Raw genomic sequence first — 24,714 nt, 5'->3', positions numbered from 1 at the left:
CTCTCGTTAATGACATCAGATTCAACGTTCACCGCTTCATTCAGGATGACCGTTCGACGAGGTATTTCAACGACCTGCTAGATAGCGTGTTCGTGTCAATCGCATGCCAAGAAAAGCCCGCTGACAGGAGCGGGCCACCGAGGTTGCAACTCTGCCTACGTCCACGACAGCCAGCGGACGCACTTTCAGCTTAAGATGTGCTCTGAGGTCCGCAAGCTGCTCGGAGTTCAACCTTAGGCGCAGAGGCAGCGGACCTTCTCAAATGTCGATCACAAAGGATCTCTTGGCACCGCAATCCCCCGAGCGCAACCCTGCCTTTTGAGGCCTCTCGCGAGAAGGCGTTTGAGACTGCGTATAAGCCAGCTCCTCGACGGCCATTGCAAGCCTTCGGCATCAAGCGCCGCCATCCGTCATCGATTGATTCATTGGTTCCGGCAAGCGTCGATGCAATACCTCATTGGAGAAAAGACCCGTCGAGTCCGAACACTAAGGCTCTTCGTTAGCCCCAACTGGATCCGTCGGTGCGACGGTGCGACACCGCCGAGCACCAGCGACGCCCGCGCCGCTTGTCTATGACCAGACGTTGGATCAAGTCAGAGCGCATGAGACGGCTTCTCCAAAGCGGTTTCGCCTTAACCGCTCTCCCCGCCTTCATCGCGCTCGTCATCCTCGTTGCCCTGATCCGAGTCGGCGTCGTCGTCATCGTCCTCGTATGACGACGGCGCAGCTAGACGGCCATCGGGTGGGTGCACCTGCACGCCGATCCCGGCGAGTGTCGCGTGCGCCTGCGCGAGGAACACCTCGGGCCATGTCGTGCACAGAAACTCGAAGGCGACGCGCGCCTCGCGCAACACCTCGGCCAAGCGTGCATTCTCCGCGGCGACGGCCGGGGCGCCGTCGTCGCTGTTGTCATAGTCGGGCCGCACGCCGTACATCACCCGCTGCACCAGCGCAACCGCGCCGACCTCGGCAATGAGGTCGATCACCGAAACGAAGCGCGCTTCTTTATATAGCGAGGCGCCGAAGGTTTCGGCGAGCGCGATCACCACGGCCAGTTCGATGCGCGAAGGTCTGATCGGCAAGAGCGGCACGGCGTCGCCACGGGCGGTGAGCCACGCGGCGGACGCACGCCGTCTGAGCGTAATCGTCTCGTCGATTTCGAGCACCACGCGCGCAACTGCCGCGGTCGGCGCCTCGTTGAGCCAGCGGTCATATTCGTTGGACGCAGCGCGATCGGCGTCATCGTCCGGAAAGCCTCGTGACACGGGCCCTGCCCCCTTTGCGTAGTTTCCAATGCGACGATTTTAGCCCTGAGACATCACTCGCCATAGCGGCTAAAATCAGGTTTCCTAATTGGCGAGCGCCATTTGACGGTTCAGAGGGGTGGCGGCTTCGGCGCGCACGTTCACTCATCATCGCTGCGAGGCCTCGTTGGTGTATGGTCTTAACTGGGATCCGCACGTGGGAGTGAGACTGAAAACGAGGTCTCTGTGGTGTCGGATCGCGCCTCGATCACGCCGTGATGAGCTTCGGCGATTCCGCGTGCGATATACAGACCCAGGCCGAGGCCACCTGCACTGTTGTCTCTGCTCCGAGCGTCTTCCCCCCGCGACAGGGGATCAAAGATCCGCCGAAGCATTGCGGGCTCAATGGCCGGTCCGGAATTCTTAACGTTGATGCAGACATGCTTTGCGTCGCCGGTCACTGCCACGCGCACTGGCGTGTCTTGCGCTCCATATTTGACGGCATTGAGGACGAGATTGCCGAGCAATTGCTGCAGCCGCCGACCGTCCCAGACTCCCCGTAAATCGCCACTCATATGCAGTTCAATTTGCCGATCGGGATGGATGCGACGCATTTCGTCGAGTTCGTCGGCAAGCATCTCCGCGAGATTGATGCTTGCCGGTATGACGTTGATGCCCAAACCGAGTTTGGTTCGGCTGAAGTCGGTCAAATCATCAAGCAGCGTTTGCATCCGCGCTCCACTGCGTATCAGGCGGCCGGCGGCGTCCGACACGCGCTCTCCGGCATGCAGCGCTGCCAGATAAGACGCAGTCGCTTGAATCGCCTGCAGCGGGCTACGCATGTCGTGTCCCAGCATGCCAAGCAGGAGATTACGACTCTGCTCGACCTGCGCACTGAAAAAAGCGACTGATTCGGCAAGTGCTTGATCGATCGCCTCATTGAAACGAATGACGTCCTCCAGTTCGGGCGCTGCGGGTTCACAGTCATCCATCCACAAGCGAAGCACGCTTGCGCGTAGGGCGCGATATTCAGCAGCCAACTGGTTGATATTAAAACCGGCCTGTGCTCTCAGTAGGGCATGCGTCTGCGCAGCTGTTTCGGTCGCGTCAAGCAGCGCAGGGGCTCGCCCCAGTGATTTCTCACGTTGGGCGTCCCTGGTTTGCGAAGTCCGCAGATCCTGTGCAACGGCGTGCAGAATCTGCTGCGCGTGATCGCGTAGCCCCGCCGCTTCCATGGTTGCCGCCGCGGGTACGAGGGTGGCCGCGAACGCCTCCCATTGCACCAAAATCAGCTCCATATCTCGCAAGATAAAGTCTGCCAGGCGCATGCTATCTCCCGATGCCAGAAACAGCTTAAAAAGGGGTCAAAAGAATCCATCCGCATCCCATCTTACGCGCGAATTGGTGACGCAGAATAAGACAAGCTGGCTATCTGGGAAATCAGAGCGAGCGTGCGCGCGGTGGTTGGGATTTGAAGTCGCTCTCTCTCCTAAAGCGATAGTCATTGGCCTACTGGCCCGATGATGAGAAGCACTTGTCGCCAAAGAAAGCGGCGCTGAGCGATGCAGACACGACGCTGCGCGCCCGTGGCGTCGATGTCCGCAATATGACGTTTCAGGCTGACCCGGCATGTTGGTTGCGGCGCTCGGAGAGAAAAATGGATCTTTACCATCATGCAATCCGAAGCGCCTGCGGTGCCCGGCTTATGGGCAACCCGACAGTTCAAGGCCGTCCATCCGCCTGTCGCGGTGCTGATTGTTGATGATGAGCCACTGAGCGCCGAGGCGCTTGCGGCCGCGCTCATTGCTTATGGCTTTCGCATCCGCATCGCGGACGGCGGCTTGGCCGCCCTTCAGACTCCGCAAGCATGGACGCCGCATGTTGTGGTACTCGACATCGAAATGCCGAACTGCGATGGTTTCCTGGTCGCAGAAGCGATGCGTGGCTCGACGCGGTTTGCCGTCGTGCCCATCATCGCTTACACCTCGCTTGCCGAAGCGGACGTCATTGAGCGTGGCAAATCCGTTGAAATCGACGCTTTCTATCGAAAAGGCAATGCGCTGCCCGGTCTCTTTCGAATGATTGAGCATGTTGCGCCGTCCGCCGTGACATGAGCCTTCAGCCAAGAATCGGATTACCGCGCGTCTCCACGAGCAATTCGCAACGGCTGTCTACCCCGCTTCCTGATCCATCCCCGTCCCGTTAACTGTGCGGCGCGGCTATGTGAAGTCCTTGTAAGGTCAGCCTGGAAATGGTCACGCATTGCCGATTTTATGCGCGACAGCGACAACATCTGCTGATCGGTTGGCTCGCACGGACTTGCGAGCTAGGAACGCATCGGCGCAACGAAAATACGCGCCTCCGGGCCTGAACGACAATCCGCACAAGTGTCGCAACTTTAGTGGCGAAATCGTCCCAACTTTACTTCGTTTGACAGTTGGCATAGGATGCGCGCCCGCGCCGCTACTGGGCACGCTGATGAGATACCTACAACTGGTCTGCAGCGACTGCAGGATATTCGCCTCGATGAAGCTCGGCTAGATCTGCCCTGTGACTGCAAAAACAAACTGTTCGATCATCGAGAAGCCGTCGTTGCAATAGACGGCACATCGCCCGGTCACCGTAAACTCGACAAGGCCAAGGAAGGCTTGCGCCATTCTGGCACTCCCTACGTATCCAAGACTTTTTCGCAAAAGTGAATCGAAGGTAGCGCAGCGATCGAGGCCGATTTCGGTGGTCAGGGTCGCGATTTTGGGCATTCCGAGCGATGCTTCCGAATCAAACAGGCAGGGCGATAATAAATACTCGGTAGAATTTAGTTGAGTGGCGCGGCAATGGAGTCTATCGTGAGTTGGCGTTATGAAGACAAATACGAGCTAGACATCGCAAGGGGCGCATCTCACGTCGCCAGTATGCTGTATCCCCACACGATAAACAAAGCAATTGAAGACACTGTTCGTGAATTCCAATCTCAATATGGTCACGAAGATATTCAGGTCTTCTTGAAACTCCTACTTCGAGAATTGAAAAGGCGCAACCGGCCAGAGGCAGTCGCTCTACTTAAGCGTTTAATCGCCCGTTCTTTTCCGTCCGACGCATCCGACACAGGTTCCAGTGTTGACTAAGGAACGCATTTAGCGCCGGTCCGTCGCCGTTATTGACATGGGCGAGTAGGTTCGTCGTGATGCAAGCAGTGAAGTGCGCCCACCTCACATCGTTTGGGCGGTCTTTCGCGGAATCGGCGAAGCCACTATCCAGTACCGATAGGAGCGGAGATGGCGGCATCACTTCGAGCAAGGTCTGCAAGGCCTCTCGAGGAGGTCGATCGACTTATTTGCTCGACAATTCGCGAATCGCTTAGCCGCCACGTTTGGAGACGATTGTCGCGTCGAGCCCCTCCGCGTTACGACTATCACGGATCATCCTGCAGATTGCCTCTAACATAATTCGGGCCGGTGTCTCGCCGCCCTCATGCTCCCCGCGCTTATTTCATTGTTATTCGAATCTGCGAACTGGGAACCTCTCTATCCCGGTTCTCTCCGCTCAGGCTGGGCGAAGCAGACGGTCACGCATTGACCAGTGAAGATGAGGCGATCAGCATCGGCTTCAGCGCAGCGCATGGTCGACGATCTTCTTCGCTGAAAACGTCGGCGCACGCTCGACCCGAATCAAACTCGAGCGCGCTTTTTAGCGTGTCGAATGTCTTTTCCTTCGACGACGTAAATCACGAACTCAGCAATGTTTTTGGCATGGTCGCCAATCCGTTCAACGGCTTTGGCGACGAACATGTAGTCGAGTGCGACGCCAATCGCTCGAGGGTGCCCGCTCATATACGGCACCATGCGCGTTGTGAACGCGCGAAAGTGTGCGTCAATGGCCTGATCGTCGGCCTTGACCTGCGCCGCAGCGGCGGTATCCATGCGGGCAAACGCGTCGAGCGCACGACAAAGAAGGTCGAGCGCCAGTTCGCCGGCGACGAGCACCTCGGAAAGATCGAAAGATCGATCGCGCGAGCTTCTGAATCGTCGCTCAGTCGCTCGGCGTGTTTGCCAATCTTTCGGGCTTCGTCCGCAGCCCGTTCCAGATTGGCGGTGCATTTGGAGGTCGCCATCAGCAATAATTGACATTATCAGGATAACTAAAGTCTATCCCGTCGTGAGACGGCCCTGCCTCAGGATCAAACTGTCGCTGCTGACGGAAGTCGTCGAGCTCGGCAATTCGGCGTGTCTGCCCATCGACAGGAAGCTCGTCGGGCTGCTCGTTATCATCGTTTTGGCAAGCGGACAGTGGGCACGTTCAGATAACGAGCAAGTAAAGCGCGATGGCCGTGCAGCTCATGGCCGTGACGTGAAGTCGATGCCCGCGGTCATCGCGATCCGCCCGAGCCTCCATGAAGCGCGTTGGCATCGGTGATGACCGGGTGGGCCGACTTCGACACACAACGCGCCAAGGGTTATCGCGGCTGATGCAGGCGATCGATCGCGCCTAGACGGTCCCGGCTAAAGTTTAGGTGCCACGCGCCGAAAAACAGCAATGAAAAACGAAACACACCACAAGGCATTCATTGACGATCCGCTGCGCGCAGAAGCTCGCGCGCTCGCGGCCAGCATCGAAGCGATTCGAAGGGCTTGCGGAAAGAGCAATCCGCGTGACTTCACGGTTGGAACCAGCGAGTGGGAGAATGTTTGCATTGATTTTGCGCGCGACCTGCGCTGGGCGCTAGGACTGGCGGATGCGTGAGTAATGCTCCTGCCGCCGGCAACCTGCTGTAAACGTCCGCTCGGTTACTTTGAAGCTACCAAGCGTCATGTGGGTTAATCGACACAGCGGGCCGCTTGCCTCGGCTTCCGGTTGGATTTGCGCACGGCGCCGCGCTACCTAGCCCGACGTCCGCTGTCGCCAGCGTCGGCCATCCGTGGGTATCAACTTAGGCCCGTTGGCAAAGCAGCGGGCTTTTTCTTGCGCCCGCTCGAAGTATGGTAATGCCATGCCGTTCCCCTCACCGGCCGAGCCGCCACCGCCCAAACAAGCCCGATCAGCCAGCCAATGCACGTCCATCTCGCGAACAGGTTTAGGACGAAGATCTGCTCTGTGCTGTGATGCGATAGGTGACGGCCCTTGGATGGGAGCCGTTTTGGATCTCCTCAGAGGCTTTCCGGAGCAGGAAAGTCTTCGCAGTCTGGGCGTGAGAGCCGAGCCGCCCGGGCCATGCGTTGCACCCTTTCTATCCGTTTCGTTCGTGGCCTGAAGGGTAATCTGAAGCGACCGATTTTCCGCTGATTGGTGATCAAGCGGTCCTCGGACGCGAGCTCTCCCAGGTACAGGCCATCGGCCCCGTAGATCTCTTCTCCGATAAAGCGGCCGACATGACGGCCATCATGCGTGCGCAGTTGATTGTCGACGCGATACCCAAAAGAGATGCCGCTCCAGGTCCAAAGCCAGCCCATCTTTTACCTCATCATCTATTGCGTTGCTAAGAAGCGTCGCCTGTCTGCGGGATTTGTAAGGCGACACAGCCGTAATCTCATTTGCACGCAACGGATGCGGGAAGTGTCGCTACCCTACCGTGCAAAATAATTGATGAAGATCCGTCGGGCGCCCCAGCGAGCTTCGTCGATCCGGAATTCGTCGACTCGCCCCGCCCGGATATCTTTCATAAGCCGTTCGATAGCCTCGGGCTTGCTGGAGCGGTAATGGCTTGTTTCGATGTGGCATACAGAAAGAGGATGACGGGCAAGATCGGCACGGATCAGAGAAAGCTGGGACAGTATCGATTGCGGGCTGGTGAAGCTGATCATTGGAAGACCGTTCACGATGTCTCGAAGCGTTTCGCCTTTCATCGAGCCCGCCTCCTTGCAGAGGCGGTACGCGCGCGACGATCGCCTCGCACGTGCGTCACGGATCGAATCGCCATCCCGATGCCGCTAGACCGGTACACATGCCGGCATCGCGAGTCCGAATCTCTCTGCAAACTGTATCGGCAGCAACGGGTGGGCGAACAGGTAGCCCTGCCCCTCATGGCATCCCAGCCGATGCAGGATGTCGCGTTGCGGTTCTGTCTCAATACCCTCGGCGGTGGTTTCAATGTCGAAGCTGTGCGCCATGTGAAGAATGGCGCGAATGACTGCCGCGTCACGATCCGATTCCAGCATGCCCTGTACAAACGAGCGGTCGATTTTGACGCGGCTTAGCGGGTAGCGCTTGAGGAGACTGAGCGACGCATAGCCAGTCCCAAAGTCGTCAAACGCGATTCCGACGCCAAGATCGCGAAGCCGCTTAAGCGCCGCCAGCACGGAGTCGTCGTGGTCGAGCACGATGCCTTCCGTGATCTCCAGCTCGAGCGCCTGCGGGGGAAGCCCGTGTCTCTCAAGTGCTAACAGCACCTGTGAAGTGAGGTCGTGGTCTGTACGAAGTTGCGCGCCGAACAGGTTGACGGCAATACGGAAGTCACGGGCGCCGTATCGGCGCCACATCGCCGCCTGGGCACACGCCTGGTCGAGGACCCATGTCCCGACGGTCGCGGCGAGCGGACTGGTTTCTAGCGCGGGCAGGAAGGCGGCTGGAGACAGCAGACCGCGCTGCGGATGCAGCCACCGTATCAGTGCCTCTGCGCCAGTGAGCGCGCCATCGGCTAGACGGATCTGCGGTTGATAAACCAGCGCGAATTCGCTCAGAGCAACGGCCCGATGCAGCTCGAGGTCGCGGCGTCGGCGCGTCACGGCTTCTGTGCGCAACCTCGGATCAAAAACAACCGATTGACCGCGCTGCCGGTTCTTTGCATTGGACAGAGCCAGATCCGCATTGCTGATCAATTGCACGGGTTCCTGCGCATGAGCCGGTGCAAGGGCAATACCACAATCAATCGTCACTCGGACCTCGTGCCCGTCGACGACGAGCGGTTCGGAGACTTTGGCGATTGACGCATCGGCAATGGCTTTAGCCTGCGCCGCGCTGTCGCAATCCGGCAGCAGGATGGCGAACTCATCTCCCCCAATACGCGCAACCGTGTCGCTCGGCCTGACGATTTTTTCCAGTCGGCGTGCCACCTCCAACAGGATGCGGTCCCCCAGGAGATGACCGAGCTCTGCATTGACGTCCTTCAAACGATCCACATCCAGCACGATCACGGCCGCAGATCCTGAGAAGCCAAGCACGTGCTCGGTTTGCCGATAGAAGTAGGCGCGATTGGGCAACCCGGTGAGAACGTCTGTATTGGCAAGCCGATGAATCGCCTCTTGCTCGAACCGCACCACTGCGACCGAGACGCCGTCGGCAGGGCCTGTAGATAGGTCCGACGTCGCTTGTGCTCTTATTTCAATCCGTCTCAGTTCCAACCTGTCGGCGGCCATTTTGGCGAGTTCTTGCAAGCGCTCCCGGTCCTCGGCCGAGAAGTCGTGGTGTGCCCTGTGGTCAATCACGCACAGCGCGCCCAAGGCGTGACCATCCGGCGACATAAGGGCGACGCCGGCGTAAAAGCGAACTTGGGCTGGCCCCGTGACCAGCGGGTTATCCAGAAAGCGTTCGTCGCGAGTCGCATCCGGGACCACCATGACTTCGGACTGGGCGATTGCATGCGCACAAAACGAGACGTCGCGGCCTGTGTCGGTTTCCTCGAGATCGAGACCGACGCTGGCCGCGAGAAAGACATGATCGTTGCCGATCATGTTCACCGCCGCAACCGGCATGTCGAACATACGAGCGGCGATCCGGACTACGGGTTCGAGACTGGCTAGCGATTGTCCGCTCAGACTGTATTCAGACAACGCCTCCAACCTTTTTGACTCGTCGGCCACTACCGGCGGACATCTCATCGGCAAGCTCCCAGACGGACATAACCTATGCTTCGCAAGAATCGATCTCAATAGTTGGGCAAGGCACTTTGTAAGATTATAGAGAAGGCATCGGCCGCAATGATGAAAGTTTTAATTAATTAAATCATTCTCATTTGCGCGCGGTACTGCGCTTCGAAGCCAATTAAATCAGGGCCCTCTTTCGGCTGTGTTATTCGCGAACGCCATGCGCCGACATGGGAATCTGATCGACCGACTGTCGCTTCAAACGGGCATCAAAATAATCTGATGAATCATCCAAAAATGACTATGATCTAAAACCGGTGCCACGATCGGATGCCCTCACACCTGCCCAGAGGTGACCATGCTCAGCCCTCACGAACTTGCCACCCTACTGCTGCTCCGGGATCTGCCCGACCCGTTTGGACTGGATCAAGCGGAGGTCGACGCCCTTCTGGAGCACCAGCTCGTCGCACTGGAAAAGCTTCCAACCGGACAGCAGCGTTTTCATCTCACGCGTGACGGCCATTCGGTTATCCAGGCCATCACACGTCTTGGTTGAATGCACTTGGATGCCTCGACGCGATAGACAAGGTGCCGGATGGTCGGAGAAAGAAATGGACGAATTGTGGGTGACGACCGTAGGTTCTTGCGTGCTAATAATCGCGACAATGTTTGTCGCAGGCCATTATCGGCGCGAGCGACGGCGCCGTGAGTTGCTCAGGCAGCTCGAATGTGAAGCGCCGGGTGCGCTGGGCTAAGCAGCGTCGAAACATGTGAACAGAGCGCAGCGATTCAGGTGCCCGCGAAGAGCTGCTCACGGCCGCTCTCAACGCGAGCGATCGTTAGTACGTGTCTTGCCAAAGGCGTAAGTCACGACCCGATGCGTTTGCCGGTTCCAGCCACCCCTGTCCGCCTGGTGTGAGTCAGGCATCGGCTGCGCATCGAGCAAGCACGCGCCAGATGAAGGTCTTCGGAATGGTCGCTACGGCACGCGCTGCACCACGACCATCAGCAGCTTGCCTCGATCAGCCTGCACGACCTCCACAACCGCCACGGAACGACTTGAATGCTTCATCCGGAGCGAGCGGCCGTCGCCCTTGCCGGAGCGTGTCCGCGTTGCCGTTCGCGAAATGGCCGGCCCCGTGGGGATGAACGAAACGAAGCCGACAGTTGCCCGTTGACCTCCTTTAACGCATTTGATTACACATATGTCAGTTGCCCGGTTTTCGAGCGTATCTGAGGCCGGCGGCGAAATCCGTCACTCGCTGCAGGCCTTGCCAGATGGTCTTGACTTCGGGTTCGTCGTCGCCTTCGCGCCAAGAAGCCGCCGAACATGGCGACCATGCGCGTTGACGCGGCTGAGCTGCACGCGCTCATCAAGGTTCAGTGCGTCCATCGTTTCGATTAATTTTTCCTCATGCGGGCAATTAGTCTGTCTCTCGCTGCATGGCGAGATTCGTCTTTACTTGCGCGCGTCCGATTGCCCATCGCGGTCGGCGTTGAGCACGTCCTCGATGATTCGCTGGCCCGCGCTATGCCCCGCCATGAGCGTGTCTGCTTCGGTGGCGAAGGGGCGTTCGCCAAAGGCGGTGAGGCGCACAGGACTGGTTATCGGTTCGCCTTCCAGCGTGGCGATTTGCACGATCGCGAAATACCCGTCGGTCGACCCTACGGTCGTCTTGCGCGATGACTCAATCGCTGCGTCGGTCTCAACAACGATCGAAAATCCACGGTATGCATAGGTTCGTTTCATCTAACGGAGCCTCGTTGGTCGTGCGTAGATGACGCCAAACGCCTTCAGGTAGGCGATCGCCACTTCGACCCTCATGCTTTCTACGAGCATCGTCGCCACGAAGATTTTCCAGGGTCTCCTCGAGCACATCTGCAGCGTCGAAGTGCAGGTGAACTCGGCACCCCCGAGCGATTCGCCTGACTGCATCTTGCGCGACTCGGCCAAATCACGAAGCACGTTAATGGCCGCTCGCAGCCCGAGTGCAGTCGTCAACTCAGACATCGGCCATTCTCTCTTCCTTCTCCGACGCTTACTCCGCCTCGTCGGCATAGTAGCGTGCCGCGGCCTCGAGCATGCGCCGTCGCTCAGCCCGCACATAGATGGACGTGGTCTGCAGTGAGGCGTGGCCCAGAATCGCCTGCACCACATCCGTGGGCATCTCGCGCGCGACGGCCCGCGTACCGAACGTATGCCGGAACGCGTGCGAGGATGTATTGGCCAGCTGCACCAAATCCTCCGTGGTGAAATCCGCCAGTGCAGCCGTTTCGGTGCTCAGCCGTTGAATCGCCATCCGCACGACACGTCCCAATGCGTCGACGGTATAAGGCACGTCGTCCTCGTTCTTGTCATGCCGTTCCATTGCTGTGTGTGTTGCTGGGATCCACTGCGGTGCGATCAACGGTCCTTGCGCGTGCGTTGCGTCAAAGTCTCGGCCGCGATCGCTCCAATGCGCCCGCAGTGCGGTGACGGTGGCGTTGCTCACGGGTACCGTGCGTTCTTTGCGCCGTTTGCCCACGACGGTCAGCGTCCACACCGCGGGCGTCGCCGCAGCGGGCTCGGATGACTGGCCAGGCTCCGCCCTCGACGAGGCAACGCGTCGGGATGTGTAGTCGTCGCTGCGTGCCAGGCATAACGCTTCTCGTCGAGCCGCAGTCGCCTCGGCACGACGCAGCCCCGAATCCCCCATGAGCAGAATCGCCGCGCGAGCGGCGCGCCATTGACGGCGGCCCTCCTCATCTTCCAGCGCAGTTGCCCCTAACGCGGCGCAGCGTTCGTCGAGCGCCTTGCGAACCTGCGCCCACAAACGAGCCGGGAGTGCCCGATGAACCTGGACCGATGATTCTCGCGTAATGGTCGCCGGCTCATGGACTGCGCTCCACGGATTGCCGGCCAGATAGCGCACGTCGACCAGCCAGGCGAAAGCGGCCCGCAGCACGCGCACCGCATACGCCTGACTGTCGGCAGATAAGCCGTCGGGCGTGAACGGCCGCCACCGGCCACTACTGCGCGGCCGCTTCGGCCCCATGAAAGACGGCAACGGCGTCTTCAAAAAATCCTTGTACGCCTCACAATCCTCGACGGCGAGCGACGACAGTGCTTTTTGGCGCACGACGACGCTCCACAAAATCAATCGCTCGAGCTCGCGCGTGTAAGCACGCAAGGTCGTCGGCCGATCGCGATAACGGTGCAGGTACGCGTGCACCGCCGCGAGATCGTGTTCGGCGCGGATGAAGGCAAAACTCGTCGCCCGATTGAAACCGCGTTGGATCCCATTCCCGCCGGACAACGCCGCCGGCACGGCTAAGTGCTCAAAAGGCGCCAGTCGCGGCTCAGCCGGGTCACCGCCGATGACGATAGCGCGAACCGCGCCAGGGTTTGCGCCCGCGGGTTGGAGCGCCGGAACGAGTGATTCGGTGTCGACGTCCGCTGCGACCTTCGCCCCGAGCGTGGCTTCATGCCGTCGTAGCCACGTGACGATCGCCCGAGCGCGCAGCGCCCCGATGCGCGGCACCGAGCGCCACCAACTGCCGCCGCGCGCATTGCAGTAGTCGATCAGCGCGCCGAGCGTGTCGATCCCCTCTCCGCTCAGCCGTTGCGCGATCAGCGGCCGAAACCACAAGTGGACTGGGTGCATCGCAAGCGGCGCCGCGGCCGCGAGCGTCGACGCCTGCTCGACCATGCGCAGGGTCATCGCCGTGAGCTTCGCGCTGCCGTGCTGTTTGATTGACGCCTTCAGGTGCTCGGCCAGCACCGACGAGCCATGCAGCAAGGCGAGATGGACCAGGTCATCGCGCATCGTGCCCAGAAACCGATCCATCGCATCGGCAGTCGCCGCATGGGGGGAACGCTCGGGATCGTAATAGAGCCGTGCAATGGTCGCTGCCGGCAGGCGCTGCACGAAGGCCCGCAGCGCCGTGAAGTCGGTGCGCGTGTAGGTGCGCGGTGGCGGCAAGGTCAGCTGTTGCGGTTGATTGGCCATCGTGAAGCGTCCTTCTATATATCAGCGAAATCCAACGAATCCGGTGCTTCCAGCGCGTCTCCAACGGTGAGCGTCTTCAGGGAAGAACGGTGAGCTTATGCAGGAGGCGTGTCTCGTCCGTCCATGAACAGCCGCTGATCCCCGAGTTCATTCTCCATCGCACGGCTGTGGCGCTGACACAATTAGACGCGCCGCGTCCGGATGCGCCGATGAATGACCTCAGGACCACGGCATGGCATTCCGCGGCGCGCGAACGCCGACCGATCCCCGTTTGCACGCAACGCAGGGGTGGGTGTGTAAAGGAGGCAAGCATCCACGGCACGCACGATGCGTCTTCTTCAAAGGGCGGCCTTCAGATCGGCCAGCGTGATCATCAACGTCATGGGATCGAGCGGGGACGGCTCGAAGCCGAGCTGGAGATAGAAGCCTTGGGCGGCTTCGGAGAGCGCATGGGTCAGTAACCCGCGAATGCCGATGGTGTCGGCCGCCTGAAGCACGCGCAGTCCCGCATCGCGCATCAGCGCCCGGCCCACGCCCCGGCCCTGCAAGGAACGGTCGACGGCCAGGCGAGCGAGGACCACGACGGGGATCGGTTCGGGCATATTGCGCCGGAACCGGCCCGGCGCCTCCTCAACCGTCACCGCACCGGAGGCGAGCGCATAGTACGCCAGCACGCGCGCGTCCTCGCAGACGACAAACGTGCGGGACGCGCCGCTGGCCTGATTCTTCAGGGCCCGGCGTTTCAGCCACTGATCGAGACTGTCCGCGCCTGAGGCGAAATGCTCGAGCTCATGCTGGCTACCCAGTGGTTCGGGCGCGCTCAGCCTCATGCGGCGTCGCTGGGCGCATCCCAGGGCGCCGCCGTCTGCATTGTGCGGCGCAACTGCGCATTGGGCTGCGGCGGCAGATCGAGCCGCGCGAGGAACGCGGCATACGCGTCGGGACTCGCCGTCATCACGACCTGCTCCAGGAGCGCCTCTTCGGCCGCCGCACGGGCGGCCTCGAGAATGAAGTCGGTGCGGTTCTTGCCGCGGCTCGCCGCCGCCCGATCGATCAATCCCCGCTCTTCGGGCCGAATCCGAATATTCAACGTCTCGCGCTTCGGGGGCAGTGCATGGGTGGCAGACATGGGAGGCCTCGTTCGGCAACGACCGGAAAGCGTCAGTATCGCATAAACGTAATGACCCTGTCATTACAATCTCCCGCAAAGCGACATGCAAAGCGAGCCGCCCCTCATTTTAGCAATTAAATGATTCACTGCTAATAATAATTAGCAGACAAGGCTGGCCACCCGATTCGCCGGGTGAGCCAGGCAAGAGCGGCCCGACGCGCCCGCGCGCCCCGTGCCCGGCACGCTCCCTTCGCGCTGTCGGACCTTTCGGACCTTTCGAGCCCGCGATCGCGGCCACGATTGCGCCGTCCCTGACCGCCCTCTTCCACGCTCCGCGCGTCCGGCTAGCAGCGCTCGCAGCGCTGGGCCGATCAGTAATAAATATCTACATAATTAATAGTACGGTCGTTTGTGGCATCCAGACCACCCTAAACCCGGGGCGGATCGCTACCATTTGCGGCGAACCCGAGGGCCGACGCAACGAAGAGCAGCAAGGCAACCAATGCCGCCGGCGAGGTTCGCTAGATTGAGAGCAGGAAATGCCAGCTAGCCGTGACCCGCTGCGGCGGGTCTTTTTTCGCTGGACTCGTCAATGACCGTGCGAACAACCAATTCTTGGCTACCTTCGGTGATAGGGACTGTTCAGGAGCGCCAGCCGCTGCGACGCCCAACCACCCTAAAAGCGTGGATTGTGCCGAGCAGCCCGCGATATCTTGTCCAACTGGAGTCGACGAACCGCCGAAGTGCGTCGAGTGTCTTCGTTCGCAAGGCTTGGCCTGGATACAGACGGACTTTCCCTGGTCGCTGACGTTCAAGCCTAATAAAGCCTTGCTTTAGGCGTTATCAGGCATGCGGCCCTCGCCGGTCAGCGACCGATCTGGCCTACCAGCGCCCCCAAGTGGCGCTTCCGTCGGCCCTATTTTAAGACGCGGGCATGATGGGTGGATAGTCCGCCGCGCGCCGGGGATCGTAACCAAGCAGTTTTAGCTCGCCCTCGATGACCCGGTGAGCTGATGGCCAGTGTCTCCACAATGCAGATCGGAGGCTTAAACTCGTGCAGTTTGAGCGGTCAACAGAATCAGATCGGTAGTTGCATTTTGCGCGATATTGCTCGCTGCGATGACAGTCGCTTTAGAGGTCGTTTCGCAGCTCTCTCCGGCTCCGCGGTCGTCCTCCCAATGTGCGCGAGTGCCCCCGCGCATATTTGGATGCACGCTCACGGGCTTGTCCTCGAATTGCACCCGTCTCGATTCCGGCGCGGGTTAGCGACAGTGATAAACGCGACTGGGCTGAAAGCTATTCCAGCAGCCAGAGCAAACGCAGACAACTCGCGCCCGGCGCGCTTGGCGCCAACCGAAGTCGAAGAGCGACATTACTTCGGCTTGCATCGGGCGCGACAAGCTGACTGGGCGTACATCGCGCCACCGATTCCGATTCCCCCGCCACTTCCGCTGCAGAAGCGGCGAAACCCAGCGATGCTCGCGCACTTCGCGTAGGACACGAGGCCTCCTGCGTTCGAGCGAAACATCTGGGTCGGTGCCACCGCGTCGACCTCTACCCCGCCCGCCTCCACGGATTGCGTATTTCGCCGTCGCACGTCGTCGAATGCTTCGCTGTCGAGCGCGGTGGCGAATGGCTGCGTCCAGCCCGCGGCCTCATGACCGATGCCCTCCTCCGCGCTGGCGATCGCCATCAATTCGCCAATCGGCGCCGAACATGAACCGACGCGGACCCAGCGGGCTCACCGCCACGCGCCTTGCCTGAGCTCCCTATTCGAGCCAACGCTGTTCCGCCCCGTGTGAGGGCCTCCCGATGGCGACCTACGAGGTGCGTAATCGCGGGAGGGGCCGCAGAAAGTTGATCGGTGCCTTGGCGAGTTTTGAGTGATTTCAAGTGGCTCGGAGAGGCGTTTGCTACGTTCGCGCGCCTCGCGCACCCAGCGCGCAGGTGTCGGAGGCCGCTGGCACCTGCCCCGGTTGTCCATGTTGAATGCCCACAGACGGATGCTCAAATAGAGATTTCAGCTCAGCCAAGGGACGCATGAGGACGAGGCAGTAATCTTGTCAGCGGGAGGCTCACCGCTGCCGGATTGTCCCGGCGTGGCCTTACGGAAACCGAGTAGGGCGGCTGCGTGTTCTCGAGCCCGAAGGGCGGGCGAGGGCAGCAAGCGCCGCGCATGCACGCGGCGGTATCTTCGATGTGCGCAGTTCGGCACGCCGCCGCGGAAGGCGACAACAGGTTAGTGAGTCCAGCGAAAAGTGGGAGCAGTTACAGGTGACGCCGGTGAGTTGCAGCGGACGGCCGACAGCCAGTTCCGAAACCTTCGGTTGGCGCTGAAGCTTTTGTTCTTAAGTGCCATCTCTTGGTTATCGGTTCCATTTCGATAAGTCATTGTTTGAAAATGACATTCTAAAAGAATGTATCGATGCGACGGCGACCGCTTTTCTCTAACTCACTGGCTATTAACGACATTCTAAAAGAATGTCATTCGCCAACGAGTAGGTGGGTCCGTATGTAGTCAGCGATCTTCTCGCTCCATTCGCTCGCCACAGCCTCACCCTGTTTGCCGCTAAAGCGTAGCGCAATTACGCCGCTTCGCACGGACATATCGCAGATTTTGCGCTTTCCTCGATTGAACGTCTGGACCTGGGGCACTGGGCGTTTCTGCGCCTTCGGCGATGCAAGAGCGACCGCCTTCTCTTGCGTGAGCGTCGAATCCTCAACCAGTTTTTTGATCGCATTGACAACCAACGCAACGTGTCCCTGTTCCGACAGCATTGCTAGCTTTTGGGCAGCATTGCCGCCTAGACGGTGCGGGTTCTTCGCGATGAGTTCCTTGGCTTCAGTCGGAAGATTTGCGAACGAGAAAATGCGGGCGACGTGTCCTTGCGTCAGGCCGGACACGCGGATGATGTCCGTTTGCGATAGTCCCGACAGTTCCTGCATCCGAACAAATTGCCGGTACTTTTCGAAGTCAGGGAGCGAGGGCGCTAAGAGATTTGAAAATGCCGCACCCATTTCGGCTTCGGTTTTCGAACCTGTGAACGGTACGGCCTTGATCCGATCACGGCCAAGCTCGCGATAGATCGATACACGGTTGTGACCGGAAATGAGTTCGTTCTGACCATCTCCCAAAGGACGGTAGACGATCGGATGCATTAGCTCGCTCGCCGACAAGTTTGCGCGGAGCTCGGTGTACTCTTCGGTGGAGAGCGTCCGACGACGTCCCTCCACTTCGATGAATGTGTTGATATCGATATCCGTCGCCGTACTTGATGAAGACGTTGCAAGCGCTTCCAGTTGTTTCCGTGCGTCAGCAAGGGATTGTTCCACTGCGTGACGAGCCGCCTCAGCATTCGCAGCTTTTGCTTCGGCACTCTCAGCGCGATCGATCGCTTCGTTCACCCGTAGCTGGACATCTAGTAGACGACCTGTCGACGTTCTGGGAACGTCGGCGACTGTTGCCCGTTTAGGCGATTCCGCTTGAATGTTACTCGTCCTTTCGGCCATGCGTTTTGCCATGCTCATTTAAGCCATCTCCTTCGTCCACGCTCTCACGAGCTGGCTATCAAGGTATTCAGTCAGTTGGTCGAAGGGCTGGCGTATGCGAGCGTACGATGAGCTGTTCACCTCCGACTTGGATACGTCATAGATCGTCGAGAGCATGGCTGCCGCGCTCACTTGGATGCCTGATTCCGGCAAAAGGATGGGCAGGACGCGCGCACCGTATGCCTTGTGCAACCATCCCTGGACGACCCGGGAAAGCTCAGTGCTCTTCACCTTCGTCATGATGACTTTGACGAAGTCGTAGCGCTTATCGTCCTTGACGTTCGGCAGTCGTCGGGCGACCTCTGAGAAGAGACGCCAAAATTGGGTGGAACTGGCGAAGTCCATGCCTTCCGGAGGACAGGGCAGAAGGATCGCATCGGCGGCCACTAGCGCGTTCGTCGTCAACTGGCTCAGCGCCGGTGGGGTGTCGACGATAACGACGTCGTAGTCCTGCAGGACCGGCTTGAGCCCCTTGTTGAGAATGTCCCAGAACTCGAACTTCCGGTCTGACAGTAGTTTGGCAGGCACCTCGAATTCAGCGTCCGAGAGCGCTATCCGAGCAGGGATGAGGTCAAGGTTGTGCCAATACGTCTCGCGGATCGCGTACCGTGCGTCGGACTGTTCTCCGTAGAACAGAGGGAGGAGGGTCGATTCGTCGGTGACTTCTGTCTCCGGCGCATAACCGCACAACTGGGTAGAGGAGCCTTGAGGATCGCAGTCGATCAGCAGAACCTTGCGTCCCAATAGAGTTAGTCCTTGGGCGACTGAAACTGCCGTGGTTGTCTTGGTCACGCCCCCTTTGAAATTGGCGATCGAGATCACACGCGCCCGTGCACCTTCGGGGCGAGTCGCGCGCTTCGACGTGGCTTTGATCCAGGTTATAGCCTCTTCCAACGTGAAGACCTTGGCGCGGCCGGCACCCGTGGACGTGCCCACTGGCAGATCGCCCTTGCCGCTGAGATACTTCACGCGTGGCTTATCGATCCCGCATAGATTGGCCAATGTTGCGCTCGTGAAGGCGGGCGCTTTCTTGCGGGGATAGGGCTCAAGCATCGCATCGCGGATCTTGTCGAGCACATCGCCAGCTTGGCTCGAGAGTTCGACCAGATCATCGACGGAGACCTCCTCCTCGGCCTCCGGCATTCTCATCAGCGAAAGGTCGGGTGCGTTCACGGTTCGTCCTCATCCAGGTTATCGGGATGTATCCCGGTTTTCTTGAAAATTACTGGTAACCGGGAGAATAACCACGCCTGTGGTTAACTTCAAGTGAACTCTGAACAATTTGACGCTGAAGCAACGCTGGGGCGGATGGCCGGAAGAAGCTGGAGGTGAAGCGAAGCAGCGTAAAGGTGACGGGATGCGGCCTGGAGGTCAACCGTCGCGATTTCGTGTTGCGATTGCGCAGTCTTGGCGACGAATATCCTGAGCGTAACTTCTCGCGGCCACGCCGATGCATAGACGGCTGGAGACTGCCTGCCTAAAATTCTGTCGCACCGTGGGCGAATGCGAGTGGCCGCGGGAGCGGTGATCCACGCAAAGCAGCAGTGCTCGGAACAATCGAAGCTACTAGTTACGGAGAGCAGTCTGCGAGCGATCCGGTGCGCTTTCTGGTCCTTCATGAGATGGACAAGCGATTAAAAGGTGACGCAAAACGGCCTGTCATGGAAACAATTCTGTTCGACGGAAAGATTGTCCAATGACTTATTCCGATTTGCTGCGCGACAACAGTTCCGGGTTTCGAAAGACAGAAAAGTGACGTATTCCGGCCTTGTACGCGGAAGTCGGACTCGTCTCTGTGAAAACGACCGATGAAAAGTGACATATTCCGACCTGGTAAGCGGCGGTCCCACTTGCTTCTTTGCAGTCGACATAAAAGGTGACCTATTCCGGCCTTCTAAGCGGAATCCACTCGCTTCTCGTCATCAACCGATGAAAGGTGACATATTCCGGCCTAGTAAGTCCCAGTCGCTCTTTGCAGTCGACCAATAAAAGGTGACATATTCCGGCCCAACCTGATGTCCTCTCACGAGCAACTTCCTTATGCGCCACCACCGCGACGCATAAAAGAAGTTTGGGATGCAATTTTTCTTAACGCCTTATTTGTAAAACACATCATAAGACAGTTCGTAAACCCCTTTGTAAAACCTTTTGTAAACGCGAAGTGCATGCCCGCTATCCCTTACCAGGCAAGGCGTTCCGCGAGGTCAGCTGGGCCAAAAGGTGACCGAAAACGGCCTTGCGGTGACGTCAACCGGTCCGAAGTGGACTTTTTCCGACCTCGAATGGACATGGCCCGGCCTACAGGTGACTTTTTCCGACCGTTGTCCACAATGGTGACTTGCAAAAGCCGCGTCACCTTTTAAAATGCGTGACGCACAGCTTCGCCAACAATCACGAAGTCACCAAGGGCCCTCAATGGAAAACAGCGCGAAACTTTCCGAAAAGGCGATCACCGCATCCGCGCTGGTTTCATCCCAAACCGCTGCGGAAGTCATTGAGTCGATGGCAATTGAGCTCGGTGCGGCGCCGGATGAGATTCTCGAAGTCGATGGGCGACTTCGCGGTACGGTGGCTATGAGTCGGGCGTTGGTCAACGCCCAACATGGGCTGTCCCTGAACGAAAAGCGGCTGATGATGACCGCGCTGCGCAGCATCGATAGCCGTAAGTCGCCGTATCAGCATGGCAAAGCGGATGGTTATGTTTCGGTCAGAATCAGAGCAGATGAGTTTGCTGCAGTAGCCGCCCTCGCGCCTCGTAGCGGCGAAAAGCAAGCCGCTGCCGCCTATCAGGGCATGAAAGACGCGTGTGCGAGCTTGCTCGAGCGAAAGCTGACGTATGTCGACGGCAAAAAAAGGGTACAGCTCCGGTGGGTCTGGAAGGCCACCTATCACGATGGCGAGGGGTGGGCGGAAATTTGTTTTTCTCCTGACTTGACCCCTCACATCTTTCTTCTGCAGCGCCGATTTGTCAGCTACCAGCTTGAATTTGCACGGGGGTTACAGTCAATCTACTCATGGCGCCTGCTCGAGCTTTTGATGCGGGAGAAGGATCGAGGAACGCTGCTCATCACGGTAGAAGATTTTCGTGCGGTACTGGAGATACCGGAGACTTACCGGTTCGCCGACATCAAACGGCGCGTGATTGAGATGGCTGTCAGCGAGTTGAATGAGAAAGCTGATTTGGTCATCAATTGGAAAGGCATCAAACGAGGACGTGCGGTGTACTCGTTAGAGTTCAGCTTTATCGAAAATCCGCAACGACGTCTGCGATTGGTGGATGCTTGACGCTGCGTATCAGGCCGCCATCTGTCACCTTTACCACGAAGCTTGTATCCCGCGCCCAGCGAGGGGCGTGAATTGCGTGGGCCGGAAAACGTCACATTTCGCCCTGATGGCACGAAATCTCTCACACAGGTTCATCCGCATACCGGGCTGACAAGGCCATAGTTGGGCTGTTGGCGCTCACAACGCTGGCATGCCTTAGGCCGGAATTTGTCACATTTGAAGGCAAGACCACTGCTGATGGAGCATCGCTATCTGCGAGCAAGTGGTTCCGCGCTGGTGTGAGTGACCGGATGCAAGGGGCGTTGGCAGCGTGGCCTCGGTGCTTTTCCGGCAGGTAACCGCGCTGTTCGACGCCCTTGGTGCGGAACAGCGCAACGAGCTCGGCGGGAGGCGTAGCTTCTGGTGCGTCTTACACTGAATGTCCGATCTGCGGCGGTCGGCGCTCGCTGAGCACGGCGCAGCGGCGCGTTCTGCTCGTCGTATCCGGCGAGCAGTTGCATGCGCACCATGCGAACCGCGCGTCGTGGTCTTGGCAGCGCAGTCGGGGTCATCGCTATGTCGAGAAGAAGGACTCGACCGCCGCTCAACGCAACTAACGATCCTTTCTTCAAATCCGATACGCAGTTACGCACGACGACCCCCGAATTGACTCGCAAGCGAGCAGAGACGAAGCCGGCATCACGCACGAAGGCAAGCAGGGTAGGGGAGGGGTCGCTGCTGACGACACCCTCCCTTACTTATCGACAAGCTCTGCAGAACTTATATTTACGCCGGAGTGGTCGGTATGCCTCGCTCTGTCTCTCTGCGGTAAAGCACCGTTTCTGCATGTGGTTGTTTGCGGCAAGATGACGTCGTGCCACTCTTGCTCGGTCCAATCCGGAGCGGGTAACGGCTGATGATCGACTTCAGCCATCCATATCGAAGCGCGATGCGCAGCGCTTCAGCGGGCAAGGAAAATCTCCGAGGACACGGGTCGTACGTTGGACGCCTTCGCGTGACCGAACAACGAGCTTGACGGCGAACATTCCGTTATCTTCTTCACCAAGGTGAGGACTCGTCCCTTGCATCTGACTTCGGGACATTTCATATCGCCGCATCAGTCATTTCGTCATCCTTTGCTTTGATTCGCACGGTTCCAGGTCCTACAGCCCGGGTCGCTGGTCGAACTACAACCGGGCGAATCCTCCTTACGTCGGACCGCGCTCTATTCGCTGACGCTCACCGGGCCGAAAACCCGTCCCGGCCATCCGGTGACGATCGCTTTCGCAAAAGTCAAAAGCACAGTCAGAAGGACATGCTAATGGGCTCTGCCCCTGGCGCGCTGCAAGGGAAATGGCTGCGCCCTGGCCGCGGGGTGTCCCCAAAATTTTTTCCATAAAGCGCTGAAAAAATCCCGGGTGATCCCCCTCCCCGCGTCCAGCCCTTGCAGCTTGCCTCCCCGGTCGTCGCCCGACGGTCGTCGGGTGCATGTGCGCAACCCAGCACATCCACCCCGAGACCTAAAGGAAAGACCATGAAAGCGCAAACGCAAACCTCCCTTCCCGACGTCTACAGCCGAGTGACGGACAAGATCATTGCCGACCTGGAGCAGGGCGTCAGGCCATGGGTAAAGCCGTGGAAAGGTGGAAACGCCGATGGCCGGATCTCTCTTCCTGTGCGTCACAACGGCGCCCCGTATCAAGGCATCAACATTCTGCTTCTCTGGGGCGAGCAGATCGAGAAAAGCTTCCAATCCAATCGTTGGATGACGTTCAAGCAAGCGCATGCGCTCGGTGCAAACGTCCGTAAAGGCGAGCATGGAACCCTCGTGGTCTACGCCAACAAAGTCACCAAGACCGACACCGACGACCAAGGCGATGAGATCGAACGCGAGATCCCTTTTATGAAGGGCTACACCGTGTTCAACGTCGACCAGATCGAGAACCTGGCCGCGGAATACCGCACCGACACGGAACCCGTCAACAGCGAGCCGCTCGAGCTGATCGAGGATGCAGAAGCCTTCTTTGCCAAGACCGGCGCTGTCATCCGTCACGGCGGCGACAAGGCTTACTACGCGCCCGTGCAGGACATCGTGCAGCTACCCATCCCGGAGTCATTCGATACGGCGCAAAGCTACGCCGCCACCAAGGCGCACGAGATCACCCACTGGACCAGCCACCAGACCCGCCTCGACCGCCAGCTCGGTAAGCGTTTCGGCGACGACGCGTACGCGGCCGAAGAACTGATCGCCGAGATGGGCGCTGCTTTTCTATGTGCGCAGTTGGGCCTCACCCCGGAAGTCCGTGAAGACCACGCCGCGTACCTCGACCACTGGCTCAAGGTTCTGAAGGCTGACAAGAAGGCGATTTTCACGGCCGCGAGCCAAGCGCAAAAAGCCTGCGAGTTCCTCTTCTCCCTGCAAGGCGAAGACGAACAACAAGCAGCGTGAAGGGGATCGCCGAGAGGCCTGGGTGCACCGTTCCAGGCCAAGGATCGCTTTTCGAAATAAGGAGATGGACTCGTGAGCAACTTCACCGTTGTTTATGCCGTCAATGTCCCGCACTACGGCAGGACCCAGATCGAAGCGCCGACGGCGGCCGAAGCGATCGCCGTGGCCAAGCATCGAGACCCCGCGGCAATCTGCACCGAGCGCGACTGCAGCAGCGCCGCGTGCGCGCGCATTGTTTCAATCACTGACGACGACGGCCGGAGCATCGCGGAGGGCGTCACCCTCGACGGGGCTTTTATGCGTTACGGCGGACGGCCCGCCTGGCTTCTCTGCGAAGCCTCACCGGCCATGCTCGAAAGTCTGCAGAAACTGGTCGCGCGTTCCGACGATCTGCTCCACGCGCTCGCCTGCCCGAACGGACGACACGAACATCTCGTCGAGCGGCTTTGCGCCGCGTCATATGTCGCGAAAGCTGTTATTGCTGCGGCGAACGGCAAGAACTGAATCCCGAAAGCCGTTCGACGAATCGGTTCGCGGCCGCATCGGCCGCGTGGAGGGGGGTAGAAAACGGCCCGCTGAAAAAGCGGGTCAACAGGGTGGGGTCAACAGGGTACGTTTTTCATAATCGGTGGGATGCTTCTGGCGACCGGATTTGTCGGCTCGCGGGACATCGCCGGGCTTTAGCCTGTCGTTTGAAGATCTTTGCAAGCTGTATATCGCGCCGGGGTTGCCTTATTGGCGGCCCTAGAAAGCCGATACCGCTGAAGAGAGTGCGGCGCCGCCCATTCCCAGAACCACAGGGATCGGGCTGGTCAGACGGCGCAAGAGGGTGATCTTCATCGCCGCGAGCGCAGCACGCATGCGACCACTTGCTTTCGACGGCCTGCCACTGCGACCGCAGCATGTAGGAACGGAACGACGCCGCGCGGGCATTTTAGACAAGCCAATGAACGATAAACCCGGCGATCGCAGCGCCCACCAGGGCGCTACCGCCGCACCAGATTCCCAACGCAGGCAGTGCCTGTAATACGCCAGCGGCTGCGGCTCGCTGGCCCCTCGCCGCGACGACCTGCGCCGCGTCGGCGTTCGCCGCTCTGGCATCCCGGATCGCCTGAGTCAACTCCCGATGTGCCGTCACCAATTCGCGCGTCGCGGCCTGCACGGTCGCATCAAGTTCGACCTTTGCATGGCTGATGCCATCGCGCACGCTCGTCGCGTCCGCGATGGCGGACTTCAGATCGGCGAGAATCTCCTTGGAGTCGCCCAGGAACCACTCAAAAAGAACTTCTTCCCTGGTAGGCGGGCGTTCCAT

Annotated in this window: 21 protein-coding genes and 2 pseudogenes; 6 read left to right on the top strand and 17 right to left on the bottom strand. The window is 59.3% G+C overall.

Going from position 1 to position 24,714, the window contains the following annotated elements; translation table 11 throughout:
• Positions 1–632 precede the first annotated feature (632 nt).
• Both AWB74_RS31330 and AWB74_RS31325 read right to left on the bottom strand, forming a co-directional pair.
• Entirely contained in the window at positions 633–1,169 is a 537-nt protein-coding gene (locus tag AWB74_RS31330) for a hypothetical protein (RefSeq protein WP_235024751.1), read from the bottom strand.
• Positions 1,170–1,444: 275 nt separating this feature from the next.
• A complete protein-coding gene (locus tag AWB74_RS31325; RefSeq protein ID WP_061150505.1) occupies positions 1,445–2,572 on the bottom strand; it encodes a sensor histidine kinase in 1,128 nt (375 codons plus the stop codon).
• 345 nt (positions 2,573–2,917) lie between these two features.
• On the opposite strand from AWB74_RS31325, the gene AWB74_RS31320 reads away from it, so the two are divergent.
• Positions 2,918–3,358, top strand: coding sequence for a response regulator (locus AWB74_RS31320; RefSeq protein WP_061150504.1), 441 nt, complete (start codon positions 2,918–2,920; stop codon positions 3,356–3,358).
• A 423-nt stretch (positions 3,359–3,781) separates the two neighbouring features.
• Here AWB74_RS31320 and AWB74_RS31315 read toward each other — a convergent pair whose 3' ends face one another.
• Together AWB74_RS31315 and AWB74_RS47470 are read right to left on the bottom strand one after the other, a co-directional pair.
• Positions 3,782–4,003 (bottom strand): hypothetical protein, encoded by a 222-nt coding sequence (locus AWB74_RS31315; protein ID WP_061150503.1) that lies wholly within the window; start codon positions 4,001–4,003, stop codon positions 3,782–3,784.
• Positions 4,004–4,912: 909 nt separating this feature from the next.
• Complete coding sequence (locus tag AWB74_RS47470) at positions 4,913–5,164, bottom strand: phosphate signaling complex PhoU family protein (RefSeq protein WP_235024753.1); 252 nt, start codon at positions 5,162–5,164, stop codon at positions 4,913–4,915.
• A gap of 235 nt (positions 5,165–5,399) precedes the next feature.
• On the opposite strand from AWB74_RS47470, the gene AWB74_RS31305 reads away from it, so the two are divergent.
• Together AWB74_RS31305 and AWB74_RS31300 are read left to right on the top strand one after the other, a co-directional pair.
• Complete coding sequence (locus tag AWB74_RS31305) at positions 5,400–5,657, top strand: hypothetical protein (protein ID WP_061150501.1); 258 nt, start codon at positions 5,400–5,402, stop codon at positions 5,655–5,657.
• Between the two features lie 120 nt (positions 5,658–5,777).
• Positions 5,778–5,984, top strand: a complete 207-nt coding sequence (locus AWB74_RS31300) for a hypothetical protein (protein ID WP_061150500.1) — start codon at positions 5,778–5,780, stop codon at positions 5,982–5,984.
• Positions 5,985–6,166: 182 nt separating this feature from the next.
• Here the strand turns inward: AWB74_RS31300 and AWB74_RS48695 are convergent.
• The 12 genes and pseudogenes from AWB74_RS48695 to AWB74_RS31235 all read right to left on the bottom strand — a co-directional run.
• Positions 6,167–6,334: pseudogene (locus AWB74_RS48695) on the bottom strand (superinfection immunity protein); the annotation flags it as partial.
• Between the two features lie 471 nt (positions 6,335–6,805).
• Positions 6,806–7,084 carry a hypothetical protein gene (locus AWB74_RS31285; RefSeq protein WP_143749352.1) on the bottom strand — a complete coding sequence of 93 codons (279 nt, stop codon included), beginning with the start codon at positions 7,082–7,084 and terminating at the stop codon, positions 6,806–6,808.
• A gap of 84 nt (positions 7,085–7,168) precedes the next feature.
• Positions 7,169–9,055, bottom strand: coding sequence for a putative bifunctional diguanylate cyclase/phosphodiesterase (locus tag AWB74_RS31280; RefSeq protein WP_061150497.1), 1,887 nt, complete (start codon positions 9,053–9,055; stop codon positions 7,169–7,171).
• A 370-nt stretch (positions 9,056–9,425) separates the two neighbouring features.
• The gene (locus tag AWB74_RS48450) at positions 9,426–9,563 is read right to left on the bottom strand and encodes a hypothetical protein (protein WP_160110335.1); all 138 of its coding nucleotides are present in this window, start codon (positions 9,561–9,563) and stop codon (positions 9,426–9,428) included.
• Between the two features lie 685 nt (positions 9,564–10,248).
• A pseudogene (locus tag AWB74_RS47460) lies at positions 10,249–10,384 on the bottom strand (IS4 family transposase); the annotation flags it as partial.
• 115 nt (positions 10,385–10,499) lie between these two features.
• Complete coding sequence (locus tag AWB74_RS31270; protein ID WP_061150496.1) at positions 10,500–10,790, bottom strand: hypothetical protein; 291 nt, start codon at positions 10,788–10,790, stop codon at positions 10,500–10,502.
• 289 nt (positions 10,791–11,079) lie between these two features.
• On the bottom strand, positions 11,080–13,029 hold the full coding sequence (locus tag AWB74_RS31260) for a phage integrase family protein (protein WP_061150494.1): 1,950 nt from the start codon (positions 13,027–13,029) through the stop codon (positions 11,080–11,082).
• A 338-nt stretch (positions 13,030–13,367) separates the two neighbouring features.
• Complete coding sequence (locus AWB74_RS31255; protein WP_061150493.1) at positions 13,368–13,859, bottom strand: GNAT family N-acetyltransferase; 492 nt, start codon at positions 13,857–13,859, stop codon at positions 13,368–13,370.
• Positions 13,856–14,158: a type II toxin-antitoxin system TacA family antitoxin gene (locus AWB74_RS31250; RefSeq protein ID WP_061150492.1), complete on the bottom strand. Its 303-nt coding sequence runs from the start codon at positions 14,156–14,158 to the stop codon at positions 13,856–13,858. The genes AWB74_RS31255 and AWB74_RS31250 overlap by 4 nt, the downstream gene beginning before the upstream one ends.
• Before the next feature lie 1,354 nt (positions 14,159–15,512).
• Positions 15,513–15,833 (bottom strand): hypothetical protein, encoded by a 321-nt coding sequence (locus AWB74_RS31245; RefSeq protein ID WP_061150491.1) that lies wholly within the window; start codon positions 15,831–15,833, stop codon positions 15,513–15,515.
• Between the two features lie 791 nt (positions 15,834–16,624).
• Positions 16,625–17,668 (bottom strand): ParB/RepB/Spo0J family partition protein, encoded by a 1,044-nt coding sequence (locus tag AWB74_RS31240; protein WP_061150490.1) that lies wholly within the window; start codon positions 17,666–17,668, stop codon positions 16,625–16,627.
• The gene (locus tag AWB74_RS31235; RefSeq protein ID WP_235024749.1) at positions 17,669–18,862 is read right to left on the bottom strand and encodes a ParA family protein; all 1,194 of its coding nucleotides are present in this window, start codon (positions 18,860–18,862) and stop codon (positions 17,669–17,671) included.
• A 1,242-nt stretch (positions 18,863–20,104) separates the two neighbouring features.
• Between AWB74_RS31235 and AWB74_RS31230 the strand changes: the two genes are divergently transcribed.
• The 3 genes from AWB74_RS31230 to AWB74_RS31215 all read left to right on the top strand — a co-directional run bounded on the left by AWB74_RS31230 (position 20,105) and on the right by AWB74_RS31215 (position 23,906).
• Positions 20,105–20,974, top strand: a complete 870-nt coding sequence (locus tag AWB74_RS31230; RefSeq protein ID WP_235024748.1) for a replication initiation protein — start codon at positions 20,105–20,107, stop codon at positions 20,972–20,974.
• A gap of 1,513 nt (positions 20,975–22,487) precedes the next feature.
• Positions 22,488–23,402: an ArdC family protein gene (locus AWB74_RS31220; protein WP_061150487.1), complete on the top strand. Its 915-nt coding sequence runs from the start codon at positions 22,488–22,490 to the stop codon at positions 23,400–23,402.
• A 72-nt stretch (positions 23,403–23,474) separates the two neighbouring features.
• A complete protein-coding gene (locus AWB74_RS31215; protein ID WP_061150486.1) occupies positions 23,475–23,906 on the top strand; it encodes a hypothetical protein in 432 nt (143 codons plus the stop codon).
• Between the two features lie 430 nt (positions 23,907–24,336).
• Here the strand turns inward: AWB74_RS31215 and stbC are convergent, their stop codons facing one another.
• Positions 24,337–24,714, bottom strand: coding sequence for a plasmid stabilization protein StbC (gene stbC, locus AWB74_RS31210; RefSeq protein WP_061150485.1), 378 nt, complete (start codon positions 24,712–24,714; stop codon positions 24,337–24,339).

It is taken from the genome of Caballeronia arvi (assembly GCF_001544695.2).
In the GTDB taxonomy this organism is placed as follows: domain Bacteria; phylum Pseudomonadota; class Gammaproteobacteria; order Burkholderiales; family Burkholderiaceae; genus Caballeronia; species Caballeronia arvi.
The sequence above is the reverse complement of the archived record's forward strand: the minus strand, read 5'-3'. Positions and strand labels throughout refer to the sequence as shown.